General features: G+C 30.9%; 11 protein-coding genes. 3 read left to right on the forward strand and 8 right to left on the reverse strand.

Going from position 1 to position 14,280, the window contains the following annotated elements; translation table 11 throughout:
- Positions 1 to 198: 198 nt before the first annotated feature.
- The 5 genes from M4I21_RS10710 to M4I21_RS10730 are packed head-to-tail and all read right to left on the reverse strand — an operon-like array spanning position 199 to position 4,842.
- Positions 199 to 996, reverse strand: a complete 798-nt coding sequence (locus tag M4I21_RS10710) for an alpha/beta hydrolase (protein ID WP_249559150.1) — start codon at positions 994 to 996, stop codon at positions 199 to 201.
- 1 nt (position 997) lies between these two features.
- Positions 998 to 2,110, reverse strand: a complete 1,113-nt coding sequence (locus M4I21_RS10715) for a Zn-dependent alcohol dehydrogenase (RefSeq protein WP_249559151.1) — start codon at positions 2,108 to 2,110, stop codon at positions 998 to 1,000.
- A gap of 11 nt (positions 2,111 to 2,121) precedes the next feature.
- Positions 2,122 to 3,363, reverse strand: coding sequence for an NAD(P)/FAD-dependent oxidoreductase (locus tag M4I21_RS10720; RefSeq protein ID WP_249559152.1), 1,242 nt, complete (start codon positions 3,361 to 3,363; stop codon positions 2,122 to 2,124).
- 6 nt (positions 3,364 to 3,369) lie between these two features.
- A complete protein-coding gene (locus tag M4I21_RS10725) occupies positions 3,370 to 3,678 on the reverse strand; it encodes a 2Fe-2S iron-sulfur cluster-binding protein (RefSeq protein ID WP_249559153.1) in 309 nt (102 codons plus the stop codon).
- A gap of 6 nt (positions 3,679 to 3,684) precedes the next feature.
- Entirely contained in the window at positions 3,685 to 4,842 is a 1,158-nt protein-coding gene (locus M4I21_RS10730; RefSeq protein WP_249559154.1) for a cytochrome P450, read from the reverse strand.
- Positions 4,843 to 4,980: 138 nt separating this feature from the next.
- Here M4I21_RS10730 and M4I21_RS10735 point away from each other — a divergent pair, with 138 nt between their 5' ends.
- Positions 4,981 to 5,817 (forward strand): AraC family transcriptional regulator, encoded by an 837-nt coding sequence (locus M4I21_RS10735; protein ID WP_166382838.1) that lies wholly within the window; start codon positions 4,981 to 4,983, stop codon positions 5,815 to 5,817.
- Between the two features lie 65 nt (positions 5,818 to 5,882).
- Here M4I21_RS10735 and M4I21_RS10740 read toward each other — a convergent pair whose 3' ends face one another.
- From M4I21_RS10740 to M4I21_RS10750, 3 genes are read right to left on the reverse strand one after another with little or no spacing between them, the layout of a single operon-like run.
- A complete protein-coding gene (locus M4I21_RS10740; protein ID WP_166382840.1) occupies positions 5,883 to 7,457 on the reverse strand; it encodes a hypothetical protein in 1,575 nt (524 codons plus the stop codon).
- A gap of 2 nt (positions 7,458 to 7,459) precedes the next feature.
- Positions 7,460 to 9,178, reverse strand: coding sequence for a RagB/SusD family nutrient uptake outer membrane protein (locus M4I21_RS10745; RefSeq protein ID WP_249559155.1), 1,719 nt, complete (start codon positions 9,176 to 9,178; stop codon positions 7,460 to 7,462).
- A gap of 12 nt (positions 9,179 to 9,190) precedes the next feature.
- The gene (locus tag M4I21_RS10750; protein ID WP_249559156.1) at positions 9,191 to 12,286 is read right to left on the reverse strand and encodes a SusC/RagA family TonB-linked outer membrane protein; all 3,096 of its coding nucleotides are present in this window, start codon (positions 12,284 to 12,286) and stop codon (positions 9,191 to 9,193) included.
- Positions 12,287 to 13,250: 964 nt separating this feature from the next.
- Here M4I21_RS10750 and M4I21_RS10755 point away from each other — a divergent pair.
- On the forward strand, positions 13,251 to 13,988 hold the full coding sequence (locus M4I21_RS10755; protein ID WP_166382846.1) for a T9SS type A sorting domain-containing protein: 738 nt from the start codon (positions 13,251 to 13,253) through the stop codon (positions 13,986 to 13,988).
- Between the two features lie 65 nt (positions 13,989 to 14,053).
- On the forward strand, positions 14,054 to 14,224 hold the full coding sequence (locus M4I21_RS10760) for a hypothetical protein (protein ID WP_249559157.1): 171 nt from the start codon (positions 14,054 to 14,056) through the stop codon (positions 14,222 to 14,224).
- The last annotated feature ends 56 nt before the right edge of the window (positions 14,225 to 14,280 follow it).

Genomic DNA, 14,280 nt, shown 5'->3' on the forward strand with positions numbered 1-14,280 from the left:
TTCGTTTGTTCTTTATCAAGAGTACTTGTTAAAAGAGATATCATTTCAATTTCTAACCCCATTTTTTAAAAAGCTTTTTCTAGATTATCTATTTTTATATTTCTGTTTTAATAAAATTAATATATTTTTATTCAGAAGGAGTTGAGTTTTCTGTTCAATTTATTATTGAAAATAATTAATCTTATATGTAAGATTTTTTTAAACCAATTTATCAAAAAAAAGTAATGTTTTTTCTAAATGCTCTATCCAATAAGACCATTCGTGTCCGCCTTTAAATTCTTCAAAATTATGGGTGATATTTTCCTTTATAAGTTCTTTATGAAGTAATTTATTAGCTTCAAATAAAGAATCATTAACACCACAATCAAAACGAATAGGAGGTAAGCTTGTTTTATTTTTCTTTAAAATATCTATTAAATTTGACGTTTTACTTTCCTTTAGATATTCGTCTAAAGAATCATCTGTAAACAGTTGCATTTGTTCTAGTTTTGTAATAGAACTATGTCCAGAAATTGCTTTAAATTTTTCAGGAAATCTTCCGCCTAAAGATAAAGCACCATAACCGCCCATAGACAAACCACCTATGCAAGTAGAAGTTGAGTTTTTTGCTTCAGGAATATTTTCTTTTATTGCAGTAATCACATCATTTACAATCCAATTATCAAATTGTTTTTGATGATGAGAAAAATATGCAGAACCATCTCCCCAAAGTCCATCAGAAGGCATTGCAATAATCGCAGGTTTAATCGTGTTATTTTTAATTAGTTTTTCTGTAGTTACATGCGCACCACCTTTCATTGCCCAAATCCAAGCACTTCCATAAACACCATGTAATAAGATGTAAATAGGAAGGTTATCAAAATTATCAACTTCTGGAACATATAGGCAAATGTCTCCTCTTCCTTTTAAATTAGGCGTTTTTACGGTTAAGAATCTTAATCCTTGAGATTCAAAGTTTAAATCTGAAAGTTCTACGGTTTTAAAGCTACTTTTCATATTAAAATACAATTACACCTTTTGCATTTTTACCCGCTAACATATCATCAAAAGCCTGTTGTAATTCTTCTAAAGGATATGTTCTGGTAATCATTTCGTCTAATAATAAATCGCCTTTATCATATAAATTCACCAATTTCGGAAAATCTATTTGTGGTCTACATTTCCCGTATAATGGATTGATGTAAATTTTATCCCATTCAAAAAGGTTCATGTCAATACTAATCGTTTCTTCAATTCCACTAACTTGAACAGCGGTTCCAGCATTTCTGATCATCGCTAAAGGAGCAGCGCCTAAAGCAGGAATAGCAGTACACTCAAAAGCAAAATCAGCACCTCTTCCTTCTGTTAATTTCTTTACTTCTTCTGATGCTTTCATCAATCCAATATCATTTTTATTTGCTAGAATAGTATGGGTTGCTCCAAATTGTTTTGCCATTTCTAAACGTTCAGCATTAATATCAATGGCAATTATTTTTGCTGCTCCAGATATTCTAGCACCTTGAATTACGTTTAATCCAACTCCACCAGCTCCTAAAACCACAGCAGAACTTCCTGCTTTTAGTTCAGCCGAATTTACAACAGAACCATAGCCAGTCATTACTCCACAACTTATAATACTTGCAGAGGGCATTGGCATTTTACTTTCTAATTTTACACAAGCAGATTCTTTTACTAAAGCATATTCTGCAATGGTACCAATATTGAAAGAACGTTCAATAGGTTGATTGTTCCATTTAGAACCTTCTAAATGTGCATGTCCTGGTGTATAACCATTTCCACCAGCAGTTACAGGTGAATTATTTTCACAAATATGTTGATTCCCTTCTTGACATTGAAAACATTTCATACAAGGTGTTGCCCAGTTTAAAATTACTTTGTCTCCAACTTTAAAATCAGTAACCTCTGTACCAATTTTTTCAATAATTCCTGCACCTTCATGACCTAAAATAATAGGTTTACCCCAATTTAAAGAATCATGGTCTGTATGACATAAACCAGCAGCTTTTATTTTTACAATAATTTCATCCCCTTTTGGGTCTGAGATTGTTATCGTGTCAATAATAAAAGAACCATCCCCTTTTGCAATTGCAGATTTAGATTGTATACTCATAAATTTATTTTTTATAAAAATGTTGTTGGTTTCATTGGTATTGAAACATCAACCAACTTCGTTTTATTAATTTTTTGTTTTCCTTTGATAAATCTTGTACCTAAAACAAAGGCTTTTCCATTGTTTATTGCATCTACAGCTAATAATGCATCATCTTTAAAATACCAAACAGAAAAACTAGTGTTTTCCGTTTCTTCTTTTCTAACAATCACATCATTATACCCATTTGATAAACCAACCATTTGTAGTTTTACATCATATTGGTCTGACCAAAACCAAGGAATGGTATCGTAAATAAGGTCTTTATCACAAATTGATGCCGCTGCAACTTTACTTTGATCTACCGCATTTTGAACAGATTCTAAACGTAGATATCTTTTGTAGTGTGGGTTGTAATGAAAAGTACAATCACCAATAGCATAAATATTCTCGTCATTTGTTTGTGAGAATTCATTGACTTTAATTCCTTGTTCAATTTCTAAACCAACAGTATCAGCAAGTTCAGTATTTACTCTAATACCAACACCGACAATGACAATGTCTGCTTCAAAAGAAGTTTCATCATCACAAAAAACAGTATTCAGACCGTTTTCAGTTTTTATAAAAGAGACATTGTTATTTGTAAGAATTTGAACATCATTTTGTTGATGTAATTCCATAAAATAATCTGACATAACTGGAGCGGTAACTCTAGCTAAAATACGTTCTTCTCTCTCTAAAACTGTTACTGATGCACCTGTCTTTTTTAATGACGCTGCAGTTTCAAGACCAATATAACCTCCACCAATAATGATTACTCGCTTTTTTTCTGATGAATCAATAGCTTTTTTTATTTCTATTGCATCATTAGCTGTTCTCATAGGAAATAAATTGGCGGCAGAATCTATTCCAGAAATTGGTGGAATAAATGGTCTTGCACCTGTTGCTATTACTAATTTATCATATTTTTGAGTTCCTTTATTTTCAATAGAAATTGTTCTGATATTTCTATTAATTGAAGAAACTTTTACCCCTAATTTTAAAGTGATGTTGTCTTTTTTATAGCTTTCAAGCGGTTTTAAAAGGTTGCTATTTAAATCTCCATCGATGATGTAAGATTTTGATAATGGAGGTCTGTGATATGGAATATTTGGATCTGAATCAAATAATATAACTTCTCCTTGCCAACCTTCTTTTCTTAAATTGAAAGCAAAATTAACACCTGCATGACTTGCTCCAATAACTACACAAACTTGATTAGCTGTATCTAACATCAAAATTTATTTTGCAACTTTAAAAACAACTCCATCTAAATCTTCACTTACTTGAAGCTGACAAGAAAGACGACTGTATTCGTTTGTTAAATCATCAAATTCTAACATATCATTTTCTAGTTCTTCTGCTTGCCCTGTTTTTGCAACAAATTCTGATTCAACATGTACATGACATGTAGCGCAGGAGCAAACACCACCACAATCTCCATCTATTCCTTTTATGTTATTATTTACTGCTAATTCCATTACTGAACCAGAAGTACCTTCAACAGTTATTGATTCGTTGTCTGCTGTTATAAATGTTATTTTTGCCATTTTATATTATTTTTTAAATTGTACGTTCAATGAATTGAAACCTACTTTTCTATTAAATTCTCCTAAATTTTCTATATTTTCTTTTGAATCTAGAATTGCTATTGAAGTTACTTTTTGTGATAATTTTGCCAATAGTATTCTTAAAATTTGACGAGCATGTGTTGCTCCTAAACAGTTATGAGTTCCAAAACCAAAACTAACATGTGGGTTTACTTTTCGGTCTAAAACGACTTCATTTGGGTTTTCAAAAACGTTTTCATCTCTATTAGCAGAAGCCCAATTTAAAGAAATTCTTGTATCTGCTTTTATAGCATGCTCACAAACGTGAGTATCTTTAGTTGCTACTCTTCCCATTTGAGTTAATGGAGAGAAATAACGAACCAATTCTTCAACGGCATTGTTAATCATTTCTGGTTTTTCTTTTAAAACCGCCAAAGCTTTTGGATTCCCTGCAAAGTAAGCTATAGAGTTTGTTACTGCATTAATCACAGTATCTCTACCACCAGCAAAAGTTAAAATTAGTACTCCTTTTACTTCTTCTTTGGTCATCTTTTTTCCATCAACCTCAGAATTTAAAAGCACAGAATACAAACTCTCACTTGGGTTTTCAATAGCAAGATCAATTTGTTTGTCAATGTATTTATATAGAATATTGGCTTTATTTACATCTAAATCAGAATCATCACTTCTAAATACGTGTGTTCCCCATGAAATCCATAAATCGGCTTCAGAATACGGTATGTTTAATAGTAATGTTAAAGCTCTAGATTGTAATTTTAGAGCAAATTCTTCAACAATTTCTACATTATTACTTTCTAAGGATTCTTCAACAATTTCTTCTATGATTGTTGCCAATTTAGCAGAGTAATCTTCATCTAAAGGTCTTTTAAACCACGGATTTAAGATATCTCTAAACGATTTATGCTCTGGGGGATCAATTTCAAAAGGTATTTGTCTGGTATCTCTAATTTTTACTTCTGATGGAATTACAATTCTTCCTACTTCTTCTCCACCAGATTGAAAAGCTTGCCATTGATGCGCACATTTACGTACTTCTTTATGACGCAAAACCATCGTTACAGGATCATCTTGGTCATTCATTTTACCAACACCTTCTTTTTGTCTTGCATCTTTAAACGCATCTGGAAATTCGCTTGCTTTCATATTATTTAAATTGACATTTTAGAGTTGTCAAAGATTATCTATTTATGAAATGAAAGATTCCCTTATTTATGCAATAAAGTACCTTATTATGTTGTGTGTTTTTGTTTATTGCATATATTTGAGATGTAATAGAGACTTATGCAGCCGAAATTTGAAAAAGTAGCTTTAAATAATCAGAAATCTATTATTGCGTTTAGGTATTCTGGAGATCGGTTTTATGCACCTTGGCATTTTCATCCTCAGCATGAGCTTACGTTTATAGAAAAGAGTAGTGGAACCAAATTTATTGGCGATTATGTTGGTCCGTTTGAGGAAGGTGAGTTGGTTTTAGTAAGAACAAATGTGCCGCATTGTTGGAAAAATAATTCGATAATCAATACTGGTTGCTCTTCAATTGTTATTCAATGGAATACGGGTATTTATGCTAAAGTACCGGAAATGGAAAGTGTTTTTAAAATGCTAAAAGCGGCATCGAAAGGTATTTTGTTTACAAAAGAAAATGCTTCTGAAGTGTTTACTTTACTAAAAGAATTATTGACTTTAGAAGGAACGGAATTGTATTTAAAATTTCAAAATATATTGGTATTACTATCTAGGTTTGAATATAGAGAACTCTCAGAAAAAAGTTTTATAGATGATTTGCCTTCAGAATATAGTTCTCGCATTCGAAAAGTACACGATTATGTAGAAAGCCATTATCATAAAAAAATACAATTAAAAGAATTAGCAGATTTAGTAAATATGTCTGAACAGTCTTTTTCTCGTTTTTTTAATAAAATAATGGGAAGGCCTTTTTTTACTTTTTTAAATCAATATAAGATAAATATGGCAAAAAGAATGTTAATGGACACCGATTGGTCTGTAAGAGAAATTTGTTTTGCTTGTGGCTATGAGTCTGTTCCTTTTTTTCATAGACAATTTAAGAAGTTTACAAATAATACACCTTCTTTTTATAAAAGAAAACAGAGTAAATGATAAAGCCTCTAAGAATAATCTTAAAGGCTTTATTTGTAGTTAAATAACTATACTTAATTATAAAATTAAGGTCTTATGGTAACCTCTGCAATCGTTAAATTATCGATGTAAAACTTAACGTTATTTGGGTTTTTATTATTCCACCCTCTAATTATTGTTTCATAATCACCATCTGCACCGAAATTAATAAATGCTTTTTGATACACCCATGTACCAGTAGGCATATCATCAGATAAAATAGCTACGGCAGGAGCATTCCAATCGTAATCTCCAGTACTTTTCCAATAGATTCTAACATCTGGAGCAAAACCAGTAGAATTACCATTGTCTAATAAATAAACCCAAGCCCCAATTTCGTAAGTTTTACCAGCTTTAAAACTAACTTTTTTTTGTGCTCCATTGCTTACATGTTGTACCCAAGTAAAGCCATCTGCACTTGCAGGTAGTTCTACATAAGCACTAGAGTTACCGTCTTGTGCTTGTGTTGTATTAATATTCCAAATACCAGCAGAGCCCCATGCTAATGGCCAATTTACATCTGTAGAGTTTTCAAAACTATAATCAAAATTAGAACCTTTTAAAATATTAGTTAAATTAAATTCAAGAGGTTTATCTTTAAAAACAGTTGCATTTACTTGATCTGTGGTTCTTAAAGTTCCTGGTGTATAAGAAACCTTTACAGTATCATTATTATAGATAACTTCATTTAAAGTAATAGTAATAATATTGTTTTCTCCTGCTTTAATTTCTGTTGATACTATAGAAGTAGGTATTGTAGTACCTCCATTTTCTAAAGAAATTACAAATGTAGAAACATCAAAAGAATCTGGATCCATATCTCTACTAAATTCTAAGTCAATTTTTCCTTCATTTGCTTTAACAGCATCTAACGATACCGGTTCTGTAGAAGGTATTACTTTAATTAAATCTTTTAGAAATATAGTATCACCACCAAAAGGTCTTAATCTAGAGGCAATAAATTTTAAATCATAGTTCCCTAAAGATTTATATTGTATATCTACTTCAGTATTTGTACCACCAAATGTTGTTGGATCAACTCCACTAGTACCAAAAGTCCAATTAAAAACTTCTGGAGCACCAATTGTAGTATAAGAAAATCTTACTTTTTTACTTGCAGTAACTTCATTTAATGCAGCATCAGATATTGAAATTGGCGCACCTAAAGATCCATCATCATTTAAGTAATTACCAGTAATTTGTGCTTTAACAGCTGCTAAAACAGTTACTACAATTGTAGTGTCTAATTCTTTTAAACCACTAGGCATTGAGCTGTCTTCGTTACGATAAACATCTCCTTTAAAAACTTGGTGTAAAGTTACATTATGCACTCCAACTTCATTAAAGAAACCTTTTACAGTATTTTCTCCAGAAGTATTTTTGTCTGAACCAAAGATGCTTGATACGTTTTCTGGAAAGGTCCAGGTACGTGAAGCAACTCCACTAGAAATATCACCAAAATCTATATGACCACCAATATTTATGTTGTTTTCAACATTTGCTTCTGAAGTAACAATAACCCTATGATTTGCTTCTGGTAAATTTAACATTTGTTCATCATCGCATGCATAAAAGGCAAGAAGCGAAATGCATAATATCTTATATATATTTAAATTTCTCATAATTAGTTATTTATATTCGGATTAGTCTGTAATTCTTGTATAGGAATAGGGAAATAGTTATGATTTTCCGCATTGTAGTTAGTAGCACTTAACGCAAAATCGGGTCTAATTCTACCAGGTATGTATAATGGAGCAGTATCAAATGAAAGGTCAGTGTTTTCCAGTCTCCAAACTTCGTCTGCTCTTAACTCTGTAAATACTTCTTTTACAATACCCCATCTTACTAAATCTTTCCATCTATGACCTTCAAAACACAATTCTACTGCGCGTTCTACGCGTTGTAGGTGAGTTAATACTGTTTGTGCATTGGCTTGTACCATTGGGTGTGCTCCATGTACTTGCTTACTAACATGTAATTGTGGGAATTTACCGCCATTATCGTCCATGTATTTTTGAAGTGTTATTACTCCAGCTCTAGCTCTAACCATATCTATATACTCTATGGCTGTTGCATAATCATCACTTGCTCCAAGTACAGCTTCTGCATACATTAATAAAACGTCTGCATATCTAATATGTCTAAAATTAATACCAGATCTGCGGTTAGCAGGTTCTGATGGTAAATGATACCAATTAGAGTGTTTTTTTACATAAGCACTTTGTCCAAATCCAAAACCTTTTACATCAGCAAAATCCAAACCATAATATTTTCCTTCCATAAATCTAACTGCAATCGTAGCATTCATTCTTGTAGATTCTATGTTCCCATTATTGATAGAATTATTTGGGTCCACTTCATCATAAACCAACATTTCTTGTAAGTTATAAGAAGCTAATAAAGTATTAAAACCTCCATATTGTATTGATCCAACTTCTGATGCAATTGAAGAAGATTCAGCACTAGTTTGCCAAGGAGTATCATCAACAGCACCTCCATTTACACCAGGAGCTAAGTCGAAAGAATAATTTACTTCAAAAATAGATTCTGAATTAAATTCATTTTCATGCTGAAAGTTGTCTGAAATATCTTTGGTTAAACTATATACTTTAGAATCTATAACTTGTTTAAATAAACCAGCAGCTGTTGGCCACTCTTTATTGTATAAATGTACCTTTCCTAACAGTGATGTTGCAGCACCCCAAGTTGCTCTTCCCATATCGTTACTTTCCCATGATTGTGGTAAATTATTCATTGCAAATTCTAAATCTGGAAGTATTATTGCGGCATTAATTTCTGCAATAGTAGAAAAAGGTTTAGAAAGTTCTTCTTTAGTTTCTGCTACTTTATCGTGAATTACACCTCCACCATAAGTATGTGCTAATTGAAAGTAAAAGAAGGCTCTTAAAAATTTTGCTTGCGCTTCAATTTCTGCTTTTGAGTTACCTGTAAAAAGACTAGCATCTGCATCTTGTATATTTTGAATAACTTGATTTGCTCTAAAGATACCTATATAAAGTTCGTTCCATTTATCCGTTACATGATAAATACCATCGTTATAGGTTAAGTTTCTAAAAAGATTTGGTCTGTACCAAGATTCTGTACCACCAATATCTCCCATAACCATTTCGTATATTAGTTCTCCTCCACTAATGCTTTGAAACTGTAATGCACCATAAACAGTGGTTAATGCACTGTTGTATTGTCTTTCAGATTTCCAGAAAGTATCTGTAGTAATTGCATTTGGATTAACTTCTGTTAAAAAACTATCTTCATCACATGCTACGAAGAATAACGAGCATACAAGAGCAAATAGTAATGTATTATTTTTTATTAATTTCATGATTTTTATTTTTTAAAAGCTTAATTGAACACCTAACATGAATTGACGAGTAACTGGGTAGTTCCCTCTATCTACACCTCTTGTAAAGATTCCATCTCCACCAACTTCTGGGTCATACCCTGAGTAATTTGTAAACGTAAATGGATTCGTTGAAGTTAAATACACTCTAGCTTTATCAATACCAGTATCTTCTATACCAGGAATAGTGTATCCAAGTGTTAAAGTTCTAATTCTTAAATACGTTCCGTCTTCTAAGAAATAATTAGAAGCAGCTCTTACATTATTATGAAATGCACTTCGTCTAAAAGTTGGAACATCTGATGTTGGATTTTGTGGAGACCACATGTTATATAAATCTGTATGTCTTCCTTGAGTATAGGCGTACAATTTAGACCCATTATATACTTCTGCACCATGAGAATAAAAAGTTTGTACAAAGAAATCGAAACCTTTATAATCTAAGTTTAACCCTAAACCGGCTTCAAACTCAGCTTGTCCAGAACCAGAGTAAACACGGTCATTATCGTTAACAGCACCATCGTTATTAGTATCTTTATACATCATATCTCCTAATTGAGGCGTACCTGTAGCTGATACGTCAAGCAAATTATAGGCATCTAATTGTTCTTGTGTTTTTATAACACCATCGTTTTGCAATAAAAAGAATGAGCCTGCTTCATAGCCTTTCGCTAAAAAAGTAGTGTAATCTATATTTTCGCCTAAAGAGGTTGTAGGTCTACCATTGGCATAACCTCTATCTATACCGTTTAAATCGGTTACTTCATTTATATTTTTAGTAAAAGTACCTGAAATACTATATTTTAAGTCATCTCCAATTCGATCTTTGTAACTTAAAGAAAGTTCTAGTCCTTTATTAACCATGTCACCAGCGTTAATTTGCTTAACATCATAAACTCCTGAAGCTCCTGTATGGTAAGTACCAGAAGATGCAGGAAGGCGCTCTTGTAAAAGCATATCTTTTTTGTCATTTTGATATACATCTGCAGTAATGTTTAGTTTATTACTAAACATAGATAAATCTACACCAATATTTTTAGAAATAGTAGTTTCCCATTTAATATTAGGATCTACATAACGACGCTGAATAGAACCAAAATTTAATTCTTCATTAGGACCAAACGGATAATTTATACCAGATTCAATAATTGCTGTAAACTGATAAGGTGCAATACCTTGGTTACCAACTTCTGCCCAACTTCCTCTTAATTTAAGATTGCTAATTGCATCTACGTTAAACCAATTTTCTTCACTAACATTCCAACCAGCAGAAAATCCGAAGAAATTACCATATCTATTATTTTCCGAAAATTTTGAAGACGCATCTCGTCTATAACTAGCAGATAATAAATATTTTTCATCATAATTGTATTGAGCTCTTACTAATTTTCCAGCCAAAGTACTTGTTTGATTGTTACTAGTAGGCTTTATTCCTTCTGCACCAGAACCTAAAGTTTGAAGGCTGTTACTAGCATCTTTACTATATATGACACCAACTCCCAAATTTCTCTGTTTAAATCTTTCGTAAGAAATTACACCTAATAAATTAAGATTGTGTTTTCCGAAGTTTGTAGAATAATTAAGAATGTTTTCAATAGATTCTCTTTTAGAAAATATATAATCTTCATTTAGCAAGGCTTGTTCAGTTGAAGCAGTTGCATTAAGTGTTCCATCTCTAGCGTATGCTAAATATTGAGGACGGAAGAATTTTCTAAAATAGTTATATTCATTTGAACCTAAATTTAGTTTGTACTTTAAACCTTTTGCAATTTCATATTCTAAATTAAGTGCAATATTGCTAGACTTTGTTTCTCTTTCGTCTATATTTTCTAATTGACGAGATAGGTAACCGTAAAATATTTCATTCTCCACATCTAGTGTAACACTATTTTCGCCAATTGATGGAATATCACTTAAAGGTCTGCTCCAAGGAGATTGACCAATACTATATTCGTAAAGAGCATAAGGTTCTTGTGTTCTATTTTCAATAGTATAACCAAGAGTTGCAAAGGCTTTAAATTTACCCTTGGTAAATTGCCCAGTTAATCTATTAGCTAACCTGTTAAAACCAGAATTAATTAGAACACCATCTTGTTTAAAGTAATTGGTATTAAAGTTTAAGGTTAAGTTCTCTACACCACCAGAAATATTTAAACTAACATTTTGAATAATAGCATTATCATTTTGAACGTCTTTTACAAAATTCGTATCAAAATCTAAAGCATTTGCGTTAATAAAAAAAGTTTGTGGTTGAGATCCTAACTGTTCTGTAGCTATCTCTAAACTATACAGTTGTTGAGCTGTATTCATTAAAGGGGTTCCAGAAGTAATGCTTTGGATACCTGTATAGGTTGAGAGGTCAATTTTCATTTTACCTGCTTTTCCTTTTTTTGTAGTAATTAAAATAACTCCGTTAGAAGCTCTTGTACCATAAATTGAAGCAGCAGCTCCATCTTTTAAAATATCTAAAGATTCAATTTGATCTGGAGAAATGTTTGGGTTCCCTTCATAAGGAATACCATCTACAACATATAATGGTCCAGCTGCACCAGATGAAACAGATCCTAAACCTCTAATTTGTACGTTTGCAGCTTCTCCTGGTCTACCACTTGATGCTTGTATGTTTACACCTGCTACCTTACCTTGTATTGCTGCACCTAAATCGGCTACTGGAGATCTACTAATTTCTTCAGCCCCAACGTTAACAACAGCTCCTGTAACTTCTTTCTTCTTTTGTGTACCGTAACCAACAATAACAATTTCATCTAAAAGAGATGCGTCTCCAAGTAATTCTACATTTATGGTAGTTTTACCAGTAATAATTGTTACTTCTTTTGTTTTGTACCCTAAATAACTAAAAACTAAAATGTCTCCCAACTTAGCTTTTAATTCATAAGTTCCATCCATTTCAGTACTTTGTCCATTGCTAGACCCTTTTACAATTACACTAGCTCCAAGTAAAGAATCTCCATCTGCACTTACTGTTCCTTTTATAGTAACATTTTGTGCTTGGATAAAACCAAAACTAAGCAGAAGTAATGCTGTTAATAGCATTTTTCTGTAATTGCATTTTTGCAAATTTAATTTCATTTTTTTATCGATTTTTGAATTATCATACCCAAATATTGTGTTTTTCTTACAAAACACCAATTTAAGGTACTTGACAAAAACTGAACAGGTTAAATTTTTAATTTTTTGTTAAAATTAACAGTTCCTTAAGAGTCTTTTTTTTATTTTTTGTTAAAATTATTTTAAGGACTTGTTTTTCTTATTTTTTGTTTAGATTAAGTAATAATTATATTTTTAAAAACAGGTCTTTGTGTTGTTATTTGTCTGTTTTGTAGTGATTTATGTTTTTTTTAATCCTTTTTTATAAAGATGTTTTTTTTGATAAAATAAGTGTGTTCAATTATGAACTTGACATGTCAAGTTGTAATTTTCTAATGGAACAGCTATTAAAAGGAGATTTATTTTTAGTCACTGTTTTGTCAGAAACGATACTTAAAAAAGTTAAATAAGAATAGAATAAAGGTAATTTAGTTGTTTGATTTGGGTACTTTTTTATCTTTTTACCTTAAAAACAAATTTAAAAGTTGAATTATAAATATCATTTTTTTATGATTTTAAGTTATAGTAAGATAAAATTCTGTTCTTATTTTAATTTAAAATAGGTCTAAATATAATTTTATTTATAATAGATAAAGTTTCAATTTATTTTTAAGTTTAATGGCAATTTAAAAACTACGTTATTTAATTTTTTATAGTATAACGTTCTCTTTTATTAAAATAAAAAAGGTGTAAAGCATAGAGAATCTTTTATGTTATAAAATTTTATCATTTTTTATATTAAAAAGATCAGGTTATAATAATTGTTAAAAGTGTGTCTCTAAATACGTTTTACTTTAAAAAGGATAAAAAAATCTATAAAGAGTTTTTTTTTTGAGTAAAAGAAACTTTTTTTTTTAGAATTGTTTAGTTTATGTCAAGACGATAAGTTACCAATAAAAAGAGTAATACTGTAATTTTAGAGCTTATTAACTAAAATACATTTAACATGAAAAAAATTACTTTATTATTACTTTTTATGAGTTCGCTAGCATTTTCTCAAAGAGTAGAACCTACCTTTAGTTGGGCAAACAAAGCAGATTATCAAGTTAACGGAGAAGAAGCAGTAACGTTTTCGCCTGGACAAGAAATTAATTTTTCTATAACGCATACGCTTGGGGCCACAAATGGCGTTGATGATACACAAAGTTTTGTCCTTTTTGGAGTTCAAGATGAAGCTGTAGCTAATTTAGATCATATAGATGGTGTATGGGCTAATAAAAGTATAGGTGATCCAGATCCTTCTTATTTTGTATACGCTATGACAGGTACTTATACAATTCCTGCAGATGCAACGTTAAGTTCTGCTAATGCAGATTTAACTTACAGAGTATTGTCTTATTTAGCATATACACCAGATGGAGGTACTGTTATTTATGGAGGTGATGGCGCAAGTGACACTCCATTAGTTTATATAAGGAGTGCCGCAGAAATAACAGCTTTGTCTACAACAGATTTTACAAAAGAAACAGCTTTAATAATGTATCCTAATCCTGTAAAAAACACAATATTTTTAAAAGGACAAAATTTGCCTGAAACATATAAAATTACAAATACTCTTGGAAAAATTGTTAAACAAGGAAATTTTGAAGGAAGTATTGATGCTTCAGCTTTAAGTACAGGAATGTACTTTTTAGTTTATGATAATAAAACTTACACAAAGTTCTTGAAAAATAAGAGCTCTTAAAATTAATCTTTTTAATCAATTGGATTTAAGATTAAATTCAATTGATTTTTATTTACAATAAATTTATGAAAAATAGAACACTACTTACTTTAATTTCTTTTTTCTTCCTTTTTTCTTGTTCTAAAAAAGAAGTAAAGAAAGATTTTATAGAAGATTTAATTTCAAAAATGACACTTCAAGAAAAAGCAGGTCAATTAAATTTTTTGAGTTATACGTTTAGCTTCTGTTTTATTTGATTTTGATAAACTGGTTTGGCAACTACCATTCTTTCAATTGTTTTATGAAATATACT

Source organism: Cellulophaga sp. 20_2_10 (assembly GCF_023476645.1).
Taxonomy (GTDB): domain Bacteria; phylum Bacteroidota; class Bacteroidia; order Flavobacteriales; family Flavobacteriaceae; genus Cellulophaga.